Below are 22,249 nucleotides of genomic sequence, written 5' to 3'. Positions count from 1 at the left end.
CATGGCCGATCAAACCCCTCCCGACCTGCAGGACCGTCTCGACCAGTTCAGCCAGCGCGGCAAATCCAAACGCCGGGGCAACAGCCTCGGGGTCGGTGCCCTCGCTGCCGCCCTCGCCCTTGGCGGCGCCGGGGTCGCATATTTCCTGGCGACCGGTTTGCAAGAAGGTGACAGCGCACTCGAGACCTCCGATGTCGAGACCTTCCAGGACCGCCGCCCCGGCACCGGCGGGCGGCTGGAGTTTCCGCCCGACGAGACCGAGCAGCGGGTCAATGACGCGCTGATCGCCGTCGAGGAAGCGCTCGACGTGCCCGCGGCCCCTGCCCCCGAGGCGAGCGCCGAGGTGCTGGCCGAGATCGCCAAGCTGCGCGAGGCCCTAGCCGCCAGTCAGGCTGCCCGCAACTCGGAAATCCAGTCCGCCGTCTCTGACCTCCGCGAAGCCTTCGACGAACAGAAGGCAGCGCTTGAAGCCACATTGGCCGCAAAGGAAACCGAGCTTGCTAACCTGCAGCGCCAGACCGAGACCCGCATCGAAGGGCTGCAAGCCATGCTCGATGCCGAGCGCGCACAGCGCGAGGGGCTCGAGGCCGAACTCGACCGCGAGGGGCTGATCGCAGACCAGCGCCTTCTCGAAGAGCGCCGGCGTCAGGAGGAAGAGCAGCGTCAGCGCGAGGCCGAACGGGTCGCCGAGGAGCTTCTGACCGCGCAGATCAAGTCGCCGGCCCTGGTCTACGCCGACGGTCCGCGTGGCGGCCAAAGTGGCGCGGCGGTGGCCGATCCTGCTGCCGCAGGCGCCGGAGGGCCGGTCCTGTCAGGCAACGAGCAGTTCCTGCAGAGTGCGCGACCGCTCGAGGTGCAGGAGGCCGCTCGTCTCACCCATCCCGAGCGCACGCTGACCCAAGGGTCCGTCATCCAGGCGGCGCTCCAGACCGCCATCAACAGCGATCTGCCCGGGTCAGTGGTTGCCGTGGTCTCCGAACCGGTTCCGGCGTTTTCCGGGGACCGGATCCTGATCCCCCGGGGCTCCCGCCTTTTTGGCCAATATCGATCCGGCATCGACATGCACCAGAAGCGCATCCTGATCCTATGGACCCGCGTGTTGACCCCGGACGGCACCTCGATGGATATCGCCGCTGTGGGTGGGGACCAGATCGGCCGCTCGGGCCTCACCGGCCTCGTCGACACCAAGTTCGCCGAGCGCTTCGGCGGGGCGGCGCTGATTTCCGTGATCGGGGCTGCACCGGCCGTGGCGGCCGAGAGCGCCAACAATGAGACCACCAGCATCGTCCTGGGCGATGTCGGCAGCGATCTTCAGGATGCGGTTGGATCGGTCATCGCCGATCAGGTGTCGATCGCGCCGACGATCTATGTGGACCAGGGGGCCTCGGTCACCGTGCTCGTGGACAGAGATGTGGTGATCTATTGACCCGGACAGAAAGTCCAGCCTCATACCTCGAGCGTTATCTCGACCCGTTCCGCGACCTCTTGCGGCGCGACGACGTGGTCGAGATCGCGATCAACCCGGATGGCAAGGTCTGGCTCGAGGTCGCGGGCGACGCCACCATGCGCCACGAAGGCCAGACCGTGGACCGGACTACCGCCCTCAATATGGCCCAGACTATCGTCGGCGATGCCAAGGCCCGCGTCTCTGAAAAGAACCCCCTCGTCTCGGGTAAGGTGGAATATGCGGGCCGCCCCCTTCGGGTCCAGGTCGCTGTGCCGCCCGCCATCGATCGCGGGGCTTCGATCACCATCCGCCTCTTCGCCTCGGGCAGCGTCCGGGACTATGCCCCGACCTATCTCTTCGGCAAGGCCGTCTCACTCGATACACTCCGCGCCGAGAAGATGAAAAACATCGCCAGTCTCGCGGAAGACAACCTCGAGGCCGCGTTGCAGACCCTGGTCGAGGCGCGACTCAACGTCCTGATCAGCGGCGGCACTTCGACCGGCAAGACTACTTTCGCCCGCCACCTTCTGACCCATGTCAGCGAACACGAACGGCTGATCACCATCGAGGACGCCTTCGAACTCTTCCCCGGCCAGCCGAACACCGTCGCCCTCCTGGCCGACCGCGGTTCCGGCTCGCAACGCAGCGCCAACGCCCTCCTACAAGCCTCCCTCCGCATGCGCCCCGACCGGATCATCGTCGGCGAGTTGCGTGGCGCCGAGGCGTTGACCTATCTCGAGGCCATCAACACCGGCCATGGCGGGTCGGTCTCGACCATCCACGCGGAAACCGCGGAACTCGCCATCGACCGGCTGGCGATCATGGTGCTGCAGGCTGGCACACCGCTGACCTTCGCCGAGGTTCGGGAATACATCCGGAAATCCATCGATGTAATCGTCCAGCTCGGGCGGGCTGAGGGGAAGCGGGGGATCACGGAGTTCTATCTGCCGGGATCTTGAAAGCCCCAGCACCGAGGCGCGGAGCCGGTTTGCGACAGCGCGACGCTGGCCTTGCCTTGCAATACCCGAAGCGGACTTCTTGGACGGTGAGCTAAGTAGAGGAGTTTCTCGTCCCTAGCGTTCCTCGCCAGCGCCGGCTTGCTCATCAAACATGATGCGCCTTGCTCGCCGTAGGTCACCAGTAATTCGTCAGCTGGCTGTGGAAGGAATTGCTATCGCGTCGCCTCTGACAATCTTCGCGGCACTCTGACCATGGGTCGGCATCTTAACCGCCCACGGAAATGGTGGTGATGAAGAGCGCTCGTACTGGTAGACCAGCACCTCAGGATGCAGCCTGTCATCGAGGTGCCGGCCCAGTGTGAACACAACGCTGTTGGGGGCTGCGATGAACAGGTGAACGCGTTTGACCCCTTTTGCCATGAGATCACCCAGAAGATCCGTGAAGTCTTCCGACATGGCTGATTGCTTACCGGCAGACCAGTGCGCCGTCGTGCTCAAGGTTGGCAAAGCGAGACGGATCAGAGGCATATCACCGAGAGTCGCCTTAATACCGTCTGCGTCCGAAGGGTAGGAAACAGCGACGGCCAAAGCTACCTCCGGAATATTGTTCTTCAGGCCGTCGGTCCCGGAAATGACGAACCGGTCTCCGTCATCTGCGCCGTCAGGTTCGCGCCATTTTTCTGCAAAACGATCCCAGTCCATCACTGTAAGACCAGCTTCATTGCCAACCATCATACCGGTCAGGAATGTCAGCGGCACAGGCGCCATACCGCCGTAGACAAGTCTGACGTTGCCGGGACCCGCCGCGTCGCGCTTCTGCCGGAGCTGTTGCCGCAACCCGGCAATCTGCGAGAGTGCGTCGTCGGGACTGATGATCTGACTCGTTGAGGTAGACTGCCGGTGATCGATTGGAAGGACATCGATACGGCCTTTCAGGCGTTTCGGCACGGCAGGGGCAAGGGGGGTATCAACGGTCTGGTGCAACCCGCGGTGCTCCAGCACAACCACGCTCTGCTTTCTGAGCTGCCGTCGGTCAGCGATGTGATCGATCACACCAAGGATACCCCCCGCAGCGAGGAGCAGAATGCCGAGGAAGACGGTAATCTGGGACCAGTAGACCGATAACCCGCCACCATCCGCCTGCACGGCCAGCCGCAGGACCCGGTCCGCATCGATCCAGGACAGATCACCGGCCAGCCCGCCGACGCTCAACCCAGCGACGATCAAAGCGACTCCGGCACGCAACAACCTCGAAGGCCAGGACGGGATCCGAAAGATATAGGTTATCAATCCGTCGAAAAACCGGTCACCATGTTTGCGCCAGAAAGACATGTATGCAGCCTCCGGATCAGCCAATATTCACGATGAACTGACCGCTGCGCGCGGCCAGTTTGCCATTCTTCACAATGAAACACTCGATACTGTGCTGGCCCCGATAGAGGGTGCTCTCGGAATGGGACAGACCACCCCGGACTGCCGCGTCCGGGCTGAAGCCCCCACGCAGGCAATCCGCATCCTCAGCTTCTCGCCCGGTGTTCACGACCTGCCAGTAGACCTTGAAACGCCCGGTCACCGTCGTGTCCGCCTCAAAACGCAGACTGCAATTTCTGGGAAGCGGCGCGCCTTTGCTCACGAAGTTCTGCGGCCTGAATCCCTGCTGCGTAAAGCTCGCCGCACGAATATTGACGCGGCCTTCCGCAGCCTGCGGCCATCGCGGCTTTCGCATGTAGGCTGGCGCAAGGACGAGATTCACCGCACGGACCAGGCGCCCGGCAACACCCGGCCTTTTGGCCGGATTGCGACGCCCCAGTGCGCGTTCGACCAGACCCTGCCCCATGCGTTCGCTGAGGACCGCACCGACACCGTCTGCAGTGAGCGCCTGATGTGCCGATGCGAAATCGCTGCGGGCCTGCTGAAGCCACTCATGGAATGCATCCCGGCGCTCAGAGTGCTCTTCCCACTTGTCAGCAAAGTTCTCTTCGGGGTCGGCTGGGTTTTCGACCCAGTCCACGCCGTTGCGACGGGTAAAATACCGGTCCATTCCGTGAAGGATCGAGAACAGCGCATCGGAGAGACGTTCTTCCTGGTTATAGGCATGTGCGGCAAGGGTGGTGATCAGGATAGAGATCGGCTTGTCATCCGGCCGGTCGCTGAACATTAGATCGCGATGGCGTTTTAGGATCTGGATAGCGCCCTGCAGAGGGGTACGCACCCGCCATGCCGGAACATCCTCAACGCTGGCCTGCATCCTGCGTGCCTCGTTGAGAGCACGACTTCTGAACGCCTGGCCCATCCGATCGCGAAACCAGAGCGCATAGCCTTTGGGATTGCTGCGCGGCCAGCGGCCGCCAGCCTGCCGGAAGCCGTCGTGTTCCTTGTCTGTGATCGCGAGCGCCGTTGCCCCCAGTCGGGCAAGCGCGGGGCCCGCTTCACTCAGATAGCGCCGCTTCTCAAAATCGGGCACCGCAGGCAGGATATCCATGTGAAACTGTGCACCGTCAGCGTAGACTAGGGTCCAGCAGCGGCGCCCGTCTTCGGGTTTGCTCATGCCATAACGCCGGGCATAGGCTTTGACTTCGACGCCAATGCAACGTTTCAGCTCTGCCTGGGTCAGTGCCGACTTCTCGTAATCGAGGCGGCAGACCATATCGATGTCATAGTCTTCTTCGTCTGACGCGGGCCGTATTGCAGTCCCCAACCGAAATGAACCCTGCACATACACGTCGGGACTGTCATCCCGAACAGTCGAGTCCGGCCGGTGCAACCACTCGCCGAGCGACTTGTAACTGCGCTCAGCCTGTTCATACCGACCGGGCGGGACCTGAAGCTCCTCAACTAGGTCTTCCAATAATTGATCAACAGGCCTGGCATTCGCCAAAGGGAATTCCATTATATGAAACCTCCATACGGTGCTGGTGCCCGTCGTCTACTGATTTGGCGAAGGTAGGGCTGGGTAGAAGAGAGGCGGCCAATCCCGCGAAGGTATGACAAGTTTGCGCTCGGTGATTTACAATGGCCTAAGCACTAATCTTGATCGTTGGCTCGAATCCTTTCCCCGGTTTTTGATCGTAGATCACCAAAGGCAGATCGGCTTTGGGCATTCGTGAGCGACCCGTTTCGACAGCCGCGGAAGCCGGAAGAACAGGAAATACGTTGATAGTCGCATCCTCGCCGTGGTGGGCCTTGATCCGATCAAAGAGCCTGCGAAGGTGAGTCTTATAGATTGCAAGATCGTCCTGTCTTCGCATGATGTCGTTATGAGGATCATCTGCCGTGATCGACCAGATTGCCACGTTATCGCCCAGAACCGAGCGAATTCTCTGATCATCAACGGTCGCGCTGAGCGCCAGCTTAAGGGCGACTGGTACGTCCTTTGGCCCAGAGTACTCGCCAATTTTGAAATTTATCGACGGCTGATGGAGTTGCCATTTCCAAGTAGATGGCTCGCGATATTTTTGGTGAACAGATACGGGCATAATGTCACCTAGCAATGTACCGAGCTCGATGAGAAGAGGCTGCGGAGCAAGCGCAAACACACTCAGCTGACGGATTTCCTTCTGCTCTATCCTCTCCTTCACCTTGCGTTGAAACTGACGATGCAGATGCGCGCTCTGTATGCCCCAAAACTCCGGTTCATCATCCTTGATTTCGGAATTCAGCTCGATATCGATGGTTCGTCGCTCTGCCGGATGTCTGTCGGGTGGCATGGCGGCAAAGATGGCTTTGGTGGAAACCAGCGAGTCCATCTGGCCGATAGTTGCCGCGAAACGGAGCACATGAGCTGCGCGGTCAGCGTCCATATCTGTAACAGTCTCGATCCGCTCTTCGTGCTCGCGCTTCATTGCCACGAGCGTTTCTTCCGGATAGTCGTCCACGTGATCTACGTCGATTTCCTTGTGATGGATGGGACACATCAGCATCAGGTTGCTGATATCACGGGCGAGAAGTGGCGAGCGGACTTTATCACCCCTCGGGCCATTCTCGCTATCTGCGACAATATGCGCGATGAAACCGAACTTTCCGTCTTCCTTGCCAGCGATCAGGTCGCCGACAAGGAGCTTGTTGCATCCTGCAAACTCACATCGGCCCGCCGCCAAAGCCCATAACTGGGTCTGTATCTTTGCTGGGATATTTGAACTAGACAATTTTCTGCTCCATTTTGAATAGTGCCGCCACAGCGAGTTTCGATTGGATGGTCAGACGAGGAGCCGACCGATTTCAGGCTATCGAATGATGCTAATGTTCCGGCAATTGCCAACCCTCGCCAAATCCAGCTGCCGAAACTTCATCCGCAATTATCAACTGGCCGGCCTCGGGCAATTGGCCGCGTTGAAATGTGGTGATAGTAGCCTGAATCGAGGCGTTGGCCATTAGACGGACGATGACCAACGCCGCAAACGAAGGTCCGCTGTTCTCGACCATATCCGTCATCGACGCCACGTCGATCTCGCTAGGTATTGGTGGGAATGTCGGGTGCGAGTGCCACTCGCCAAGATAGTCAACCCGTCCAGTACGACCACTATTCTCCAGCAAGATCCGATCCATCTGTTGTGAGTGCGGCTCAGGTACACTATCGAAACGATCTCGTGTCCCCGCCTCAAGATCGACGGTCAAACCGACGAGTTCAAATTTTCCCGGAGCTGTCTGTTCTGCAACCAACCACCCGCCGATCTCGCGGTTGCCGCCTTGCTTAAGGTGGATCTGAAGTTTCGCAAGCTGCGAGCGCGGGACTGTGAGGCTAAGCGTCATCTTGTACTCCCAGGTGAGTCATGACGCGCTCAACGCCCTCTTCTGCACAACTTTTGCTGCCCTTTTCCCATCCTTCGTGAGGAGCGAAAATGACTGGATGGGTGTCGAAGGGATGATCAAAGATCCAACCTTTGCGCAGGCCGATAAAATAGGCAGGTTCCGGATGAACTCTCATCTCTGTAGTTGCAAGGGCGTCCAGGGAGTGACGTACCAGCCTGTTGGCAATGACACCCACATCGCCGTCAGAAGCGAAAAGGGGCTCATCGTCATCATCACCTTGCACCCCGTAATTGTGCTCGCGGCCCTCTGGCGGTGCCATGCCTTTCTCGTCGCACCATGCCCGCAATTGAGTTGCAGCGGTCAGTGGTGGCGGATCTTCAGACGGGATACTTCGTGCAATCAATCCTCCGAGCCCTCCCGCGTAGACTCGTCCCCAAACAAGAGGTTTACGCTTCTGCGTGCAAATGGCTGCTGCCATTCGAAACACACCGCTATCAGCCGTCGTATCTATGACGAGATCACAAGTGCTGATGATCTCGCTCAACTGAGTAATATGCTGGACAGCGGATTGAGACGTCAGACTCATACCCAAGGCACCGACTTTCACTACCGGATTTATTCGCAACAATCTGTGCCTTAGAGAAACTGCCTTGTGATGCCCCACATCCATTTCATCGAGTTCGTTCCGAACTAAGTTGTCGGACCAAAGGACATCATTATCCAGCAACATGAAATGACCGACGCCTTCGCGCGCAAGACTGGCGGCCACTTTTGATCCCAGCGAACCTGCGCCAATGATGCAGATGCTAGATTCTCGAAACATCTTCCCGTGGAGTCGGCGTTCTCTAGCCTTCGGCGGTTCAAAGGTATGAAACAGGTCAATCTTTCGTTTCGCTCCGTTGTGCCGAACGCGCAGCAATACCTCTCGCCTGCCATTTGACATGACAACCAACATGTCGCCGGCGTCTTCTACCCATTTACGGAGCCATGAAGGCAGGTACTGGTACAAGAGCCCCTTGAGCTCTTCAGGATGCAGATCTGGAATTTGTCGAATATCGGGCAATCGATATAGGACCCCAGGGACCACCCTTCCCCCAAATCCCGCACCATCAATCGGCACCCGTAAGCCACAATCCAGCCCGATGCTCGCGATGCGAGCAACAAGAACTTCAGACCCCCCAACCCGGCGCTCCAAAGTCATATGAATATCGGTTGCGTGTCCGGCAAGGCGCAACCTTAAAAGGCGTGCGGTGTCAGGCGGTAGCATGAAGCGCCGGGAGCACCCCGAGAGCAGCGAAGGTAAGTCGGCTGGATGAGCACTTTCCACGTCTGAGAAAGCATCGTCCTTTGTCGTTGCCTCAAGAAGTGCTTTGGCACTCCTTACTACATCCACACTCTTGCAGTCGGGATGCCAGTTATCCGGTCTATACTGAAGGCATAGTTCGCCACCCTCGCCATACTGGTGCTGGGATAGCCGGACCGAGCTATCGGCTGGAAATACAAATGGTGGCAGATCTGGAAAAAGTGCTGGGAAAACCAGCCGGAATGGAATGCGACGCTCACCGGCGAGCAGAACAAACGACCAGGTCAGCAGGCCATCTGCGTTTTTGCCGAATTCGGGTTCTTCCAGCCAATCTGATGCCGCTGCTAGGTCAGCGAGCTCTTCACACTCACGGATTAGCCGCGCTTCGCCGGCTGTGAAGTCCATCAACCAAAACCTTTTGGCTCCGTCGGCCTCCGATCCTCACCACCAAAAACGAGACCGGGCGCAGAAGCCCCGGCTGCAGCGGCAGGAGCAACGGATACCGCACGTGACCCCGCAGATGCCGCTACCCTCGAGCGCGCACCTTCAACAAGGGTGCTTCCAAGATTTCGTGAGAGCTCGTTTAGAACAATATTTGTGTCGCTGAACCTTTGAACGGCACCAAAATCCGTTCGAGCAGCCTCCAGCCACTTGAAGAATGATTCCCGGCGCTTGGGAAATTTTTCCCACCTATCCGCAAAATTCTCTGAAGGGTCAGTCGGGTTGGCGATCCATGACACCCCATTCCGTTCTTCGATCGCGAGATGCATGTCCCTCAGAATCTTGGCAATTGCATCCGATACCCTTGCTTCGCCTGCATAAGCATGGGTTGAGAGCGTCGTAAGGATCACACTAATAACCTTCAGGTCCGAATCCTGCTCCGCGAACCACTCATCCCTGTGACGCTTCAAGATCATGATGGATGACTGGAGAGGCGTTCGCACCCGAAATACCGGGACGTCTTCCACACTCGCTGTCACTTTGCCTTGGGCGTCGAGGAATGCCCTGCGACGTTCATTCAGTTGTGCGATCTGCCTCGACTTGAACCATGCGGCAAAGCCTCTGGGATTGCTCGTGCGCCACTCATCCGTGATGACATGGTAAGTTTCAGCCTTGTCGCTGTCGGTGATGGCGATCGCACCTTCCGCGAGCGATTGATCCGCGAGGTAGGTAGAAAGGACTGCACGCATTTTTGCCTCGTCTGGAACTGCGGGCAATACGTCCATGTGGAATTGCGCACCATCGGCGTAAATCAAGGTACAGCACCTTCTAGACTCACCGACCTCGTTCTTGATCCCTCGTGCATCGCGATACGCCTGGAGCTCAGCCAGCAGAAGAGCGCGAAGATCTGCTTGGGAAATTTGTGCTTTCGTCAGCGACCGGAACGAGACAACGATGTCGAGATCGTAATCTTCGTCCTTGGATGTCGGCTTGATCGGTGTGCCGAGCGCGAAAGAGCCTTGGATATAGACATCGGGATCATAAGCACGAACCTTGGACTCATCGCGATGCAAAAACTCGCCAAGGTCCTTGTAGCGTCTTTCGGCTTGATCAATGCGATCTTGTGGCACTGCCAATTCTTCAGCAAGTTTTTCAATCGCAACGTTATAGCCAAAACCTATGTTCGAACTCGTGTTCATCATCAAATTCCTAACTCAAATGACTTCAACTTAAAGATGTTCGCTTGGGCGCGACTTTTCAACCTTTTTGCGGAACCGTATTTGCAGATTTCCTATAACCCCTCAGTCCGTATGTTCTTGATTTTACGTTCGTCTTGTTTAGCGGCAATGGCGGCACACCCGAGACCAGCTGCTCACGTTGATCCACAGCAGCTCGATACCCTCGCCGCGTCTTGGTCGCCATAAGCTTCACGAGCGCCGTGACAGCCTTGCCCTCGTCATCATGCTGTTCGATCATCATCTGCCCTCGAAACCCGATACGGCCCCACTCCCGAACGAGGCAAGCGCCGCCAAACAGGTCAAACTGAATGCTCATCCGATAGAAGCGCCGCATGTTGAGAGACGGGTCGATCCGCTTAAGATCGATCGTCGTCGGGAACACTTCCATTTGTTGCATCGTATCCAACATATTGGGCATACCCCTCTTCTGTGCCACAATATCAGGTGGACATATGCGTTTCCACTATGTTCTAATTTTTCCCGACTCGGGCGAAACTTTTTCGCTGCACTCCTCCCTAGCTTGGCAGAACCGCTGCAGGTTCGGGACTTTGACTGTACTTCGTGTTCTTCGATAGGGCGACAAATGGTAAAGAACATCTGCATATTCTCGGACGGAACCGGCCAGATGGGTGGTGCCAGGCCGGACCAACGGCTGTCGAATGTTTACAAGATGTATCGCGCCATGCGTCCGGGTCCAGATTCACCAATTAGCCCGAAGGACCAGGTAGCCTTTTACGACCCGGGCTTGGGAACCGGTGAAAGTGGTGGGTTTTTCGGTCGGATCAAGCCGATCCTGGAAAGCGCCGTCGGAACTGGTATCGACCACAACATCATCGATTGCTACGAGCAGATCATCGCCCATTACGAGCCCGGCGATCGCGTGCTGCTGTTTGGGTTCTCTCGCGGAGCCTATACAGTCAGAGCACTCGCCAATGTCATGAACCTTTGCGGTGTCCCGACGCAGATGCCCGATGGTTCTCCAGTGCCGCGTCACGGGCCCGGCCTGCGCAAGATCGCCAAGGACGCTGTGAAGTTCGTCTATAACCACGGGGCAGGAAAACCACGGACACAGAACCCATACTTTGTAAACCGCGAAGAGCTCGGCAAACGATTCCGCAAGAAGTATTCGAGCTTTCCCATTGAAGGTGACGATAACCAAGGCAACGTTCAGCCTACCTTCATCGGGGTCTTCGACACGGTGGCATCACTGCGAACGGCAATTGTCCGCACCTTGGTCTGGGGCGTCACGTTCGGGGCCGGAGCGGCTTTTGCCGCAGGCGTTGCATTCGGGTGGCCTTGGCTTTTGGTTGTTCCACTCGGCCTACTACTGGCTGCGCTTCTTTGGCAGCTTGGTTCCCTTTTGCTCGACAACTTCAAGTATTTCTCGGACGATCCCGACCGCAAACTGAAGCTCTGGCGCCCAACTGATTGGCCGCAGATCCTCAAAACGGGTCACTTCGCGGCGTGGAACAAGCGCAACTACGACAAGTGGTTGGATCCCGATGTCCAACACGCCCGTCACGCCATGGCGATCGACGAAGACCGTGCTGACTTTCCAAGGGTCGGATGGGCATCCAAGGCGGCCGCGATTGAGACCAAAGATCGAGAGCCGAAGTGGCTGAAGCAGGTCTGGTTCCCAGGCTGCCATAGCGACATTGGCGGAAGCTATCCAGAGGCAGAGTCCCGCCTGAGCGACATCGCCCTCGATTGGATGGTCGACGAATTGAAAGACTGCGTTCCGTCGATCCAGATCAACGAGAACGTCTTGAACCGCGCCCCTGACCCTCTGGGTCTGCAGCACCGCGAAGACGCGATGGTAGCCTTTGGACCCCTCCGCATCCGCTGGAAGAAGGGAATTCGCGCAGTTGGCGACGACTTCCCACTCCATCCTTCAGTCGAAGAGCGCATGCGAGCCAAGGCCGTCGCCCAGTGTGGCGAGGTCAAGCCTTACCGACCTGCCCAGTTGAAAGAGCGACGCGATTTGAAATGTTACTACGACGAATAGGGGACCAATCGACCACGCTCACCCACCCAACAACTCCTCGATAAAATCCTCCTGCCGATCGAGCGCCGCTTCCCATTCCTTCGGCACAGCCGCTTCCCGTTCGAGCGTCTCCGGCTCAGGCCGACCGCGCCCGGCCTCCAACGCCATCACGCTCATAGCGCGCGCTTCGCGCCGCTGTGATCGATCCCGGACAGGCGAGCGTTCGGCTGTTTTCACAGGCTCGCCTGCGCCGACCGCGTCACCACCGTCGCCGCCCCAAGGACCCACACCCTGCACGCTCGGCGGATAGGGGAATGGCTTGCCCTCCTGGCGGGCGAGCATATCCTTGAAGGAGGGATCGTCGTAATACTTGATCCGGCTCGCCTTGATCGGGTGCTGGGGCGAGGCGAGGATGATGACCTCGTCAGGGTCCATCAGACGCGCTTCTGTCTCCGACAAGAGCGGCCGCTCTTCCAGACGCGCTGAAGTCGAGGTCGCGCCAAGGAAGCCCTTGTTGCGGCCATACATCCGGGTGACCGCCTCGCGGGTGGTACTGCCGACGGCTGCGGAGACCTCCCTCACGGTGCGCTGGTCGCGAGGCGTAATGTAAAGCTTCAGCCCCGCCCCGTTCTCGAGACTTTCGCGGCCCTCGGGCCCATAGATCCGGTCGAGGGAAGCCAGTGACTGTGCGATCATCGCCACGCGGCCGCCATAGCTTGCCAGCGAATGGATGGCGCGTTCGAGGTATGGCATCGCCCCCATCTGCTGGAATTCGTCGATCATCATCATGACCGGCCACGGCTCGTCCGGGCCCGGTTCGTTGAGCCGGATCGAGGCGATGAGATCGGCGAACATAAGGCGCAGGAGCGGCGCCAGCGTCGCGATGTGATCTTCGGACACCGCGATATAAAGAGACTGCGGGGTCTTTCGGAAGGTCGAGAAATCGAAGTCACTCGCCTCGGTGGCCGAGCGCACCGCCGGGTTGTCCCACTGTTTGAGACCGGCGGTCATCAGCGCCTGGATGTTCGAGGTCAGCAGCCGCGACGAAGCAGAGGCAGCGTTGGTCCAGAGCTCGCGCAGGATGTCTTCCTCGGCCTCGTCGGCGTAGGTCTTGTACTGGGCGTTCTTGTATTCGCCGCCGGCGACGATCTTGTTCACCTCACCAAGGTTCGGCGTGCCGCGCTGGATCGCCAACAGACAGGCGGCGACGAAAATCGACTTGCCAGCCTCGGAGAAGGTGTCGAGCGTCTTGTTGTCCTTGTCGAGGAAGAGGTCGGCAAGGATCGAAACCTCGGTGAAACGCTGCGCGAAGCTCGGGGCCTTGGCGATCCGGGAGAGCGGGTTGTAACGATGCGTGGCATTGGCCCAGTCGAAGGGGCTGAAGCGATAGACCTCGTCGCCGTTGAGTGCCCGCAGCCGCGCGGTCTTCTCGAAGTTCTCGCCCTTTACATCGAGCACCACGACCGAGCCCGCGAAGCTCAGGAGGTTCGGGATCACGAAACCCACGCCCTTACCCGCGCGGGTCGGCGCCACCATCATCACATGCGGGATCGTGGTCGAGGAGATGAACTCGGCCTTGGAGGTCGGCGCGCCGAGTTTGCCACAGACGAAACCCTTGCCCGGGGCCTGCAGCATGTCGTTCTTCTTCAGCTCCGCCTTGCTCTGCCAATGAGCCGAGCCGTAGTCGTCCCGCTCCTTCTTCCAGGTCCAGGCGAGCGCCAGCGTGCCGAGGCCAATCGCCCCGAAGCCAACGGCGCCAAACCCCACCTTGAAGGCCTCGGGATGCGCCGCACGGGTGCTGGCGCTCGCCTTCCAGAGCGCCAACATGTCGAAACTATGAAACCCGGTTTTCAGGGCCAGGGTCAGGTAGAAGGCAGCGACGATGGTGCCGATGACGGCACCGCAGATCACACCGAAGAGGAGCGCGGCCCAGAGGGGAAGTGTCTTGGTCATGGTGGTCATCTCCCCTTTAGAATTCCATCTCGTCGTCGAGTCCGCGGTCACGGCCAGGATCCCGGCCCAACTCCTGCGACTCTTGCTGGCCGCGCAGCCGCGCCACTTCGGTCGCCTTGTCCTGCTGCAACCCGGCGGCGCGATCGGTGAAGACCTGGTCGCCGGTCTCCTCGAAGGTCATTTCGAGAAACTCCTGCGTGACGGTGATTTGATCAAGCTTGCTCGGCAGGGCCGCATCCAGCACCTCGTAGTTGCCGCGGCGAAGTTCGGCCAAGCCTTCTTCGCCCAACTCCTTGAAGAGCTCAGCTTGCAGGGTCCGCTCGACGGTCTCTTCCTGTTCCTCGGTGAGCTTGCCGTCGCGCAACATGTCGGCGAGGTCCTGCAGATAGGGATTGGGCGTCCGGTCATCCTCGTCAATGAGGGGCAGTGTCGCCTCCTCCTCATCGGCAAGGGTCCGGACGATCTCGACGCCCATCTCCTTCGCCCGCTCCATCAGCGCGTCCATCACGCCGTCGACCTTCTCGAGCGCCGCATCGAGCTGGTCGTCAGTCGCGGTCTCAACGCTGAGACCGTCCCTCGACAGCACCGCGTTCATGTCCCGCTCGACCCAGTCCTGCGCCGTACCGTAGTTTCGCGTACCGCCCACAGCGATGCGTGCCACCAGTTCTTCGCTGTCAATGCCCGCGCCGACAGCGCGCTCGAGCACGTCACGCAGCCCGTCGTCATTGCCGGACCGAAGTGCGGCGATCAGCACCTCGCTGCCCGCCCCCGGCGGATAGGGCTCTTCAAGCTGCTTGCCAAACCGCGCGCGCAGTTCCGGGTCCGGCACCATCTGCGAGAGGTCTGCGATAATCGGCGCGGCCTTGGCCTCGAAGGCGGCGCGCTCGGCCGGGTCCAACTCCTCGGCCTTGAGTCGCAGCGCCTCAATGGTGCGCTCGGAATAGTCGATCGCATCACCGACGGTCTTGATGTCCTTCATGTCTATCTCTCCTTCGGTGAAGTTCCACGGCGTACCGGAGCCGAGACCGTCCGCCATGCCGCGCACGGCGCGCGCCATGTGGCGCCGGTCCATCCGGTCCAGCAGGTCGGCGAGGTTCTTGTAGTCCTTGGCGAAGCCCACCACCTGCGCCTGCGCGATGGCGGATTCCTGGGCTGTCATGACGATCTCGCGCGGCAGCCGGGCTTCTTCCTTGGCGCGGTAGATCTCCTCGATCCCGGCGGGCTTCTCGAAGATACCGCGCTCGAGCCGGGTCGTGGCGTCGAGCATCACGCCGTAGCGTTCCGCGATCTCGGCCTGCTTCTCCCGCATGAGCTGCGGCGACATCACGCCCTCGGCCCAGCAGGAGAACCAGGTGCCGTTTTCGACACCGCGGTTGTTCAGGATGATGTGCGCGTGCTTGTGCGCGCGGTCGTCATGGACCGCGAGGACATAGTCCCACTGGTCGCCGTATTCCCCGCTCTCGAAGAAATGCTCCGTCCAGTCCATCGCGATGTCGCGCACCTGATCGACCGTTACGTCGGTCGGGAACGAGAGCAGCATGTGTGAGGTGAACCCGAGCTTGGTCGAGCCGCGCCAGGTCCCGGCCCAGTCCTCGATGATGTCCTCTTTCTGATCCTCAGAGAGCACCGCCGCATCGGTCAGCGCGTTGGTCATCGTCGAATAGGTGTAGACCGCCTTGTCGTTGATGTAAGAGATCTGTGCCCCAAGCGAAGAACGCGTCTTGCAGCCTCCTGCCCGGATCCGTTTGAACACCGCCGCCCGGCTCTGACCCGAGGCCGCTTTCAGCGCGTTTCGCGCCGACAGCGACCCCACCCGCGCGAAACTCCGCCCCTGCCGACGGCCCGCCAGCCGGGCGTCGATCCGCGCTGCGGCCTGGCCCCGGATGCGCTCATCCTCCCAGAGCCGGCCCATGACCGAGGCATAGAGGGCGAGCGGATCAGCCATTCCTGACGAGCCTCAATCCGCGCTCGATCGTGCGCGGGCCATCCTCCAGAACCGCGTCATCCGCCCCCTGCCCTTCTTCCTTTTGCGGCCACTCCTGATGACGCAGCGCTTGCGCCGCATCTTTCATCCGGCCCATCTCACGGCTCATGGACTGCGCCAAATCGAGCAGTTCGATCAGTACCGCGCGGTCCGCCTCCGAGACCTCCAGTCGACCGCGATGGACCGCCTTGGCGAGCACCAATCCAGCGTCGCTCACATCCTTCGCCTGACGCCATGCGCCGCAGAATTCCGAGACCAGATCACGGGGTACATCGAGAAATCCGCATTGTCCGCGCAGCACCGCATTGAGCGCCTGGGACCGGTTGGCAAAACCCCGTTCGCGCCACTCGGCATCGAAGGCGTCTAGCTCGGATCGGCTGGCCCGGAAGGCCACTGTCTCGCTCGGATCGCGCACCGCGAGCCCCTCGCCCGCCTCCTCTTTTGCGAGCCGGTTCACATGGCGCGGCGAGATGCCAAACGCCGCCGCCAGCTCCTTCGCGCTCTCGCCAGCCGCAAAGCGCCGCGCGACTTCGATGCGCTCTTCAAGCTTCAGGTTTTTCGCTGGTCTCGGCACGGGTGGGACCCCTCGGACAAAATGTGCAAACATTGGCCATATCCTGCCAACGTCTTCCTTCTCTCCTTCGCTTATACTTCAATACATCACATTGCGCAATATTACGTTTTGCGTGTCGTGTATTTTTGCAGGCATTGGCCGCCGTCAAGACCCCGCGTCGCGGCGCGACATGGGACGGGTCCCGCCCTCATCGATGCAGGACAAGCAGGTCAAAAAAGCTAACGAAATTTGCGCTCAAACAGCACGCGACGAGAGGCAAACTGAATGCCCGAACCGGTCACGGATCGGGCGCGACGAACACGAAAACTGCCCCGCGCGGGATGACGCGGGTCATACCCTCTGAGGGCGGCACGAAGCTCTTGATAGACGGCGTCAGACCCCTGCGGATCCGAAGACCCGCAGGGGTGTCTGGGTCAGTGACCCAGTCCCTGATTGCGCAGATCGTCGTAGCGGCTGCGGGCGATCAGCGCCTCGGTCTCGAGGCCGTCGAGGGTCTCGGGATGGGAGTCTTCATCGAAGGCCGCGAGGTAGGCCTCGAAGGCCATGTCGGCTTGCAGTTCGGCGAGGTCGATGGTTTGTTCGAATGTCATGGTGTGATCCTTTCCGTTGATCGTCGTTGGACGGATCGTGGAAAAGACCGGGGGCATGAGAGCGGGCTGCACCCGGCACGGGGCGGAATGAAATGGAGCACGCCGGGGGCAGGTTTGTTGTGAGCGATGCCCATCAGCGCTCAAGGCGTCAGCCGTCCAGAAACCTGCCCCCGGCGTTGCCGACCGCTCGACCCCGGGCTAGCGATCTCTAAGGCCAACAGGTCGACGGAAAGGCGCGCGGCGATGACCCACACGCGAGACGTTGCCCCCGGACGCATGTCGTTCATCTGCGGCTTCCACCCTCGCGGCAAAGGGTGAATTCGGCGCCCTGGCAGCTTCGCCAAGACGACCCAAGCGCGGGTTGCTCGAATGAGAGAAGGGGTGCGCTGGCCTCGCTCAGCGGGCTGCCAGCTCTCCCTGCGGACATTCGGTTCCGACTCGGGTTCGCGCGATGCACGTTGTCACTGAACAGAAGGATCGAAGCCGCGTCAGCGACCTATTCAGCCTGACTATCCGCCTCGGCGTCCGCGTCCGAAATATGCGGCATCCTTCGGACACCGATATTTCGCTGGCCGAGGGCTAGCAACTGTAGCTCTTAGGGAGCCAAAGGAGCCCATTTCTGACGACTCTTGCATAAGGCGTTAGCAAGATTGACCAGTTTCCGAGCGACAGCGGTTATGATGACCTTGTGTGGTTTTCCGGCTTTTCGCAGGCGGTCTGCGAAAGCTTTCATGGTCGGGTTGTGATGCGATGCCACCAAGGCCGCCTGGAACATCACGTGCCTCAGGGCACGGCGTCCACCCGCAATAGCTCGTTTGCCGCGAAGGGTTCCGCTGTCATGCGCCACGGGGGCTAACCCGACGAGGGCTGCGGCCTCTTCGCCTGTAATGGCACCGAGTTCAGGCATTTCCGCGATGAGCGTTGTGCTTGCCACCGGACCGATCCCCGGAATGGAGCGCAGGATTGTGGCAGTCTCTGCGAGAGCATTGTTGTCCGATATGGTCACCGCGATGCGCTCTTCGAGGCATTTTATCAGGCTGTCTAACCTAGCTTTCAGTTCGGCGTCGATGTCTTCGAACAGGGCGGCGGTGCCCAGTTTCTGCTGCGCCCTGACCTGGGCGAGCAGTCGTTTGCGCATCTCGACCAGCTGCGTTCGTTTTGAGGTTAAAGCTCTCAGGTCGCGAAACTTTTCTGCTGGAAGGCGACGACCTGCTTCGGGTCGAAAAGCAAAGAAGCGGGCAATAAGCTCCGCGTCGATCCGGTCGGTCTTTGCGCGCGTGCCACGGCTTCGTGCGAATGCCTTCACTTGAGCGGGCGCCACTTGTCGGGCGATGACGTCCTCTGCCTCAAGCGCAGCCCAAAGCTGCCATTCGTGGCCACCGGTCGACTCGAAACAGACGACGGCATCACGGTCGCGGGCAAGATCTGCGACGGCTGCGTGCCCTTCGGATCATTGGGTGTTCTGCATCGAACATCATCGGGTAGGCAATGAAGATCCAGCCAATCGCGGCTGACATCTATGCCGATAATGCGGCCATGTGTTAGGTTGTCCATACTCTCTTCCTTCTGGTGCGCGGTCCTTTGAAAGGCCGCAATCAACTGTTCGAGACAATGAAGAGAGGCGGTGCCGACACGCTAGATAACGTGGTCAAGCCACAAGGGTCAGACGTCGCGCACCACCCCATCACTGACCCTGGCCAGGGTCAGTGATGGGATCAGTTTAGCAGATGCAAAATACAGAAGGGTCAGGACCCATTATCTGATTGAGCTTGTCTTGGTGTCATGATTCACGATCCCCAGTTTCAGGGGGATAGCTTCGACTTGCCCGAGATACGCGGCAGGGTCTGCTCCCAGAGTGTGAACAGCTCCGTGACGATCGGTGCCGAGACAGCCTGCCGTGCGACAGCGCGGGCTTCAGGGCTTTGGCCTCGCACTTCTGCCTCAAGCTTCCAGAGATCGGCCATGCGCTCGACCGTGGTGGTGGCGACCCGGCTGTCTCCGGCGGCATGAAGTTCATAGAACCGCCGTCGGCTGTGGGCCCAGCATCCAGCCAACAGCGGAACATCGTTGCCTGCGCCCTTGCGCGCGAGCTTGTTGTAGGCGGCATAGCCGTCCACCTGCAGGATACCGCGATAGCCTGCGAGATGCCGCCGCACACAGTCACCGGACCGGCTTTCCTCAAAGCGATAGGCCACCATGGGCGGACCACTTCCACCGAAGGTGCTGTCATCACGGGCATAAGCCCAGAGCCAGGCTTTCTTCGTGCTGCCGGTGCCGGGCGCGAGAGTGGGCAGGCTGGTCTCATCCGCGAAGACCCTGTCCCCTTTCAGGATCTCGCCCAGAACATGGTCCGCGAGCATATCCAGTTCGAAGCCTGTCCGGCCCATCCACTGCGCCATCAGCCGTCGGTCTAGCTCCACGCCATCACGGGCATAGATCCCCTCCTGACGATAGAGCGGCAGGCCGTCGGCGTATTTCGAGACCGCGATCTGCGCCAGCAACGCCTCCGTCGGCAGTCCACTCTTGATGATATGCGCTGGGGCCAAAGCCTGAATGACGCCGTCCCAGCCTTTGAACGCGTATTTGGGGCGGCGCGTGACGATCACCCGGAACTTCGCCGGGATCACATCCAGCCGTTCGGAGGTATCTTCGCCGATCAGCACCTTCTGCTTGCCAGCATGTTCCGGCAGATCCTCAGGCTCGATCACCACTTCAACGCGCTCCAGATGCGGCGGAAAGCCTTTGCGTGGCCGAGACGCCCGCTTCTGCTGTGAAGCCTGGCCTGTGCCAACCTGCGCCCGCAGCGCCGAGATACCCGTTTCGATCTCCTCAAAAAGGAAAGCCTGCTGCGCACCCTCATCATCCGCGGCGGCAGAACCAAGCTTCTCGGAGCGTCGTCCGAACCGCGCCCGGTCGTAAGCCTTCAAGATCTGCATCAGCCGCTTGATCCGCTCGTCGGCATCCGCATTGCGGGCCTTGAGCGTCTTGATCTCACGCTCCAATGCGTCAGCGCGCGACGCCTGCGCCGCCATGGCGCGGACCATGGACTTCAGCTGGTCCATGTCATCAGGAAGGGAAAGATCGTCGGCGCTTATGGGGGCGAAGATAGCACATTCTGGCTGGGCATTACGCAGGGTATCCGCGCTCAAGGGGCTGTTGATTCACTTTGCCGCAGTCGGATTATCCAGCAAATACAGGCGCTCTCACCACCATGGGACGCACCCGCTTCCAATCCAGACCATCCACAAGCGCCATAAGCTGGGCGTGGTTGAGCTGGACCCGGACATGCCCAATACGCGGCCAGCAGAACGCGAATTTCTCGAGGCGCTTCGCATAAAGGCAGACACCGCTGCCGTCCCACCAGACGATTTTGACCCGGTCGGCGCGTTTCGCACGGAACACATAGAGCGCACCGCTGAACGGGTCTTGGCCAGCATCGCGCACCAACGACAGCAGGCTATCTGGACCTTTACGGAAGTCTACCGGATGGCTGGCCAGAAAGACCTTCACACCGGAGGAGATCATGCTGCGCGCACCGCGCGTAGGATCCGGCGCAGCGCAGCCTCGTCGAGGTCAGGGCTGACGCGGATGATGACACCGCCCACCACAATCTCCACCATCGGCACGGGTGCGCCGGGTGCAACATCATGCACCTGCTTCTTCAGGAAAGCCTTGCGCCAGCCAAACAGCTGCGCTGGCGAAATCCCAAGACGGCGGGCCAGCGCTGAAACATTCACGTCCGGCTCCAGCGCCGCGGCGACGGCCCTCTCTTTGAACTCATCAGACCAACGGCGCCGCTCGCTGATCGGCGCACCGTCAAGCCTTTCCGTCACAGCCTCGATCAACTGTAAGCTACCAGTCGCAGGCATAGGCGTAGAACTAGTCGTAGACATGGAACCTCGGCGATCAGATCATCGCCAAAAGCTTACCCCAGACCAGCGTGGCCATTAACCCACGGGGTCTCCTTCCCGCTTACGAACATCGAAGATTTGTCCCGGATCAAAGGCTTCCGATTTCCTCGAAGCGTCATTGGCTACGCCGTATGGGTCTACCATCGGTTTGCCCTGAGCCTGCGCGACGTCGAGGACCTCCTGGCCGAACGCGGCATCTGCGTTTCGTACGAGACGATCCGGGATTGGGTGAACCGGTTTGGCCATCAAATCGCCGCCAAGATCCGGCGTGACCGCCCGCGACCGGCCGACAAGTGGCATCTTGATGAAGTCGTGATCCGGATCAAAGGCCGGAGCCACTGGCTTTGGCGGGCCGTGGACGCCAATGGAGATGTGCTCGATATCCTCGTCCAATCGCGCCGCAACAAGGCTGCGGCGCTGCGTTTCCTCCGCAAACTCATGAAACGCTGGGGTCAGCCTCGGGTCCTTGTCACGGATAAACTGCGGTCCTACGGGGCGGCCAAGGCGGAGATCGCACCGGGGCTCGAACATCGCCAGCACAAAGGGTTGAACAACCGAAGTGAGGCGTCCCACCGGCACACAAGGCGGCGCGAGAAAATCATGGGGCGGTTCAAATCCCCGCGCCAGGCGCAGAAGTTCCTGTCAGTGCATGACCAGGCCGCCAGTCTGTTCCGCCCGAAACGTCACCGTCTGTCCGCAACATCCTACCACCATACCAGGTCCGATGCGTTCACGCTGTGGGCCGGCTATGCAGCCGAGTTGACCGTCTGAGTTTGGGCTCCACCGCAAACTCGACCTGGCACCAACAACCTGACAAAACCGGCCGGGCGAACATCGACCTGCTCAGAGCCCGGCTCGTTGCAGGGTCCTGATAGAAAGGAACCCCCAAGCTGCACCGAAATTGATTCAGAGCCAGAATTGCATGCCGATTGACACACATCGGAATTACATCGAACCAGCATCATGTTGGCAGCAGCCGTGCTGACCACGAACCGAAGCATGTACCCCAAGGATCTCAGCCGAAAGCCGCGACAGAAGCCAGGACCGGCACCAAGAATATCAGAGGAACCGCTATGGCGGATCAATTGTCTTGCGAAAACTGCTTGACTGGGACGC

Annotated in this window: 16 protein-coding genes and 3 pseudogenes; 4 read left to right on the top strand and 15 right to left on the bottom strand. The window is 60.1% G+C overall.

All coding sequences use genetic code 11. The features are described 5' to 3' along the window. Position 1: 1 nt before the first annotated feature. Positions 2-1,426, top strand: a complete 1,425-nt coding sequence (locus FIU86_RS21765; protein WP_152477473.1) for a TrbI/VirB10 family protein — start codon at positions 2-4, stop codon at positions 1,424-1,426. Then, positions 1,423-2,406 carry a P-type DNA transfer ATPase VirB11 gene (gene virB11, locus FIU86_RS21760; protein WP_152477472.1) on the top strand — a complete coding sequence of 328 codons (984 nt, stop codon included), beginning with the start codon at positions 1,423-1,425 and terminating at the stop codon, positions 2,404-2,406. The genes FIU86_RS21765 and virB11 overlap by 4 nt, the downstream gene beginning before the upstream one ends. Before the next feature lie 189 nt (positions 2,407-2,595). On the opposite strand, the gene FIU86_RS21755 is transcribed toward virB11, so the two are convergent. The 7 genes and pseudogenes from FIU86_RS21755 to FIU86_RS21725 all read right to left on the bottom strand — a co-directional run. Beyond that, positions 2,596-3,738 carry an SAVED domain-containing protein gene (locus FIU86_RS21755; protein WP_152477471.1) on the bottom strand — a complete coding sequence of 381 codons (1,143 nt, stop codon included), beginning with the start codon at positions 3,736-3,738 and terminating at the stop codon, positions 2,596-2,598. Positions 3,739-3,754: 16 nt separating this feature from the next. Continuing rightward, positions 3,755-5,296 carry a nucleotidyltransferase gene (locus FIU86_RS21750; RefSeq protein WP_152477470.1) on the bottom strand — a complete coding sequence of 514 codons (1,542 nt, stop codon included), beginning with the start codon at positions 5,294-5,296 and terminating at the stop codon, positions 3,755-3,757. Between the two features lie 127 nt (positions 5,297-5,423). After that, positions 5,424-6,551: an SAVED domain-containing protein gene (locus tag FIU86_RS21745; protein ID WP_152477469.1), complete on the bottom strand. Its 1,128-nt coding sequence runs from the start codon at positions 6,549-6,551 to the stop codon at positions 5,424-5,426. A 91-nt stretch (positions 6,552-6,642) separates the two neighbouring features. Beyond that, positions 6,643-7,155 (bottom strand): Mov34/MPN/PAD-1 family protein, encoded by a 513-nt coding sequence (locus FIU86_RS21740; protein WP_152477468.1) that lies wholly within the window; start codon positions 7,153-7,155, stop codon positions 6,643-6,645. Then, entirely contained in the window at positions 7,145-8,863 is a 1,719-nt protein-coding gene (locus FIU86_RS21735) for a ThiF family adenylyltransferase (protein WP_152477467.1), read from the bottom strand. Before FIU86_RS21735 ends, FIU86_RS21740 begins: the two co-directional genes overlap by 11 nt. Continuing rightward, entirely contained in the window at positions 8,863-10,098 is a 1,236-nt protein-coding gene (locus FIU86_RS21730; protein WP_152477466.1) for a nucleotidyltransferase, read from the bottom strand. Before FIU86_RS21730 ends, FIU86_RS21735 begins: the two co-directional genes overlap by 1 nt. A 193-nt stretch (positions 10,099-10,291) precedes the next feature. Further along, positions 10,292-10,546, bottom strand: a pseudogene (locus FIU86_RS21725) (WGR domain-containing protein); the annotation flags it as partial. Between the two features lie 174 nt (positions 10,547-10,720). Here FIU86_RS21725 and FIU86_RS21720 point away from each other — a divergent pair. Next, a complete protein-coding gene (locus FIU86_RS21720; RefSeq protein ID WP_152477464.1) occupies positions 10,721-12,142 on the top strand; it encodes a DUF2235 domain-containing protein in 1,422 nt (473 codons plus the stop codon). An 18-nt stretch (positions 12,143-12,160) separates the two neighbouring features. Here FIU86_RS21720 and FIU86_RS21715 read toward each other — a convergent pair whose 3' ends face one another. The 8 genes and pseudogenes from FIU86_RS21715 to FIU86_RS21685 form a co-directional block, all read right to left on the bottom strand. Beyond that, positions 12,161-14,074 carry a type IV secretory system conjugative DNA transfer family protein gene (locus tag FIU86_RS21715; RefSeq protein WP_152477463.1) on the bottom strand — a complete coding sequence of 638 codons (1,914 nt, stop codon included), beginning with the start codon at positions 14,072-14,074 and terminating at the stop codon, positions 12,161-12,163. A 16-nt stretch (positions 14,075-14,090) separates the two neighbouring features. After that, entirely contained in the window at positions 14,091-16,019 is a 1,929-nt protein-coding gene (locus FIU86_RS21710) for a relaxase/mobilization nuclease domain-containing protein (protein WP_152477462.1), read from the bottom strand. Beyond that, positions 16,012-16,632: a helix-turn-helix domain-containing protein gene (locus FIU86_RS21705; RefSeq protein ID WP_152477461.1), complete on the bottom strand. Its 621-nt coding sequence runs from the start codon at positions 16,630-16,632 to the stop codon at positions 16,012-16,014. Before FIU86_RS21705 ends, FIU86_RS21710 begins: the two co-directional genes overlap by 8 nt. Before the next feature lie 413 nt (positions 16,633-17,045). Next, on the bottom strand, positions 17,046-17,222 hold the full coding sequence (locus FIU86_RS22665) for a hypothetical protein (RefSeq protein WP_254704054.1): 177 nt from the start codon (positions 17,220-17,222) through the stop codon (positions 17,046-17,048). A 595-nt stretch (positions 17,223-17,817) separates the two neighbouring features. Further along, a pseudogene (locus FIU86_RS21700) lies at positions 17,818-18,603 on the bottom strand (IS110 family transposase); the annotation flags it as partial. A gap of 427 nt (positions 18,604-19,030) precedes the next feature. Then, positions 19,031-20,317: pseudogene (locus FIU86_RS21695) on the bottom strand (IS66 family transposase); the annotation flags it as partial. A gap of 85 nt (positions 20,318-20,402) precedes the next feature. Continuing rightward, on the bottom strand, positions 20,403-20,747 hold the full coding sequence (gene tnpB, locus FIU86_RS21690) for an IS66 family insertion sequence element accessory protein TnpB (RefSeq protein ID WP_152477460.1): 345 nt from the start codon (positions 20,745-20,747) through the stop codon (positions 20,403-20,405). Continuing rightward, a complete protein-coding gene (locus FIU86_RS21685; RefSeq protein WP_172977609.1) occupies positions 20,744-21,067 on the bottom strand; it encodes a transposase in 324 nt (107 codons plus the stop codon). The genes tnpB and FIU86_RS21685 overlap by 4 nt, the downstream gene beginning before the upstream one ends. A 135-nt stretch (positions 21,068-21,202) precedes the next feature. On the opposite strand from FIU86_RS21685, the gene FIU86_RS21680 reads away from it, so the two are divergent. Continuing rightward, complete coding sequence (locus FIU86_RS21680) at positions 21,203-21,904, top strand: IS6 family transposase (RefSeq protein WP_152477458.1); 702 nt, start codon at positions 21,203-21,205, stop codon at positions 21,902-21,904. Positions 21,905-22,249 lie beyond the last annotated feature (345 nt).

Source organism: Roseovarius sp. THAF9, from assembly GCF_009363715.1.
Taxonomy (GTDB): domain Bacteria; phylum Pseudomonadota; class Alphaproteobacteria; order Rhodobacterales; family Rhodobacteraceae; genus Roseovarius.
The sequence above is the reverse complement of the archived record's forward strand: the minus strand, read 5'-3'. Positions and strand labels throughout refer to the sequence as shown.

Excerpts from the sequence above, each read along its gene's own strand:
- FIU86_RS21765 (WP_152477473.1), top strand. The coding sequence starts at position 2 with ATGGCCGATCAAACCCCTCCCGACCTGCAGGACCGTCTCGACCAGTTC.
- FIU86_RS21755 (WP_152477471.1), bottom strand. The coding sequence starts at position 3,738 with ATGTCTTTCTGGCGCAAACATGGTGACCGGTTTTTCGACGGATTGATA.
- FIU86_RS21750 (WP_152477470.1), bottom strand. The coding sequence starts at position 5,296 with ATGGAATTCCCTTTGGCGAATGCCAGGCCTGTTGATCAATTATTGGAA.
- FIU86_RS21740 (WP_152477468.1), bottom strand. The coding sequence starts at position 7,155 with ATGACGCTTAGCCTCACAGTCCCGCGCTCGCAGCTTGCGAAACTTCAG.
- FIU86_RS21735 (WP_152477467.1), bottom strand. The coding sequence starts at position 8,863 with ATGGACTTCACAGCCGGCGAAGCGCGGCTAATCCGTGAGTGTGAAGAG.
- FIU86_RS21730 (WP_152477466.1), bottom strand. The coding sequence starts at position 10,098 with ATGAACACGAGTTCGAACATAGGTTTTGGCTATAACGTTGCGATTGAA.
- FIU86_RS21720 (WP_152477464.1), top strand. The coding sequence starts at position 10,721 with ATGGTAAAGAACATCTGCATATTCTCGGACGGAACCGGCCAGATGGGT.
- FIU86_RS21715 (WP_152477463.1), bottom strand. The coding sequence starts at position 14,074 with ATGACCAAGACACTTCCCCTCTGGGCCGCGCTCCTCTTCGGTGTGATC.
- FIU86_RS21710 (WP_152477462.1), bottom strand. The coding sequence starts at position 16,019 with ATGGCTGATCCGCTCGCCCTCTATGCCTCGGTCATGGGCCGGCTCTGG.
- FIU86_RS22665 (WP_254704054.1), bottom strand. The coding sequence starts at position 17,222 with ATGACATTCGAACAAACCATCGACCTCGCCGAACTGCAAGCCGACATG.
- tnpB (WP_152477460.1), bottom strand. The coding sequence starts at position 20,747 with ATGATCTCCTCCGGTGTGAAGGTCTTTCTGGCCAGCCATCCGGTAGAC.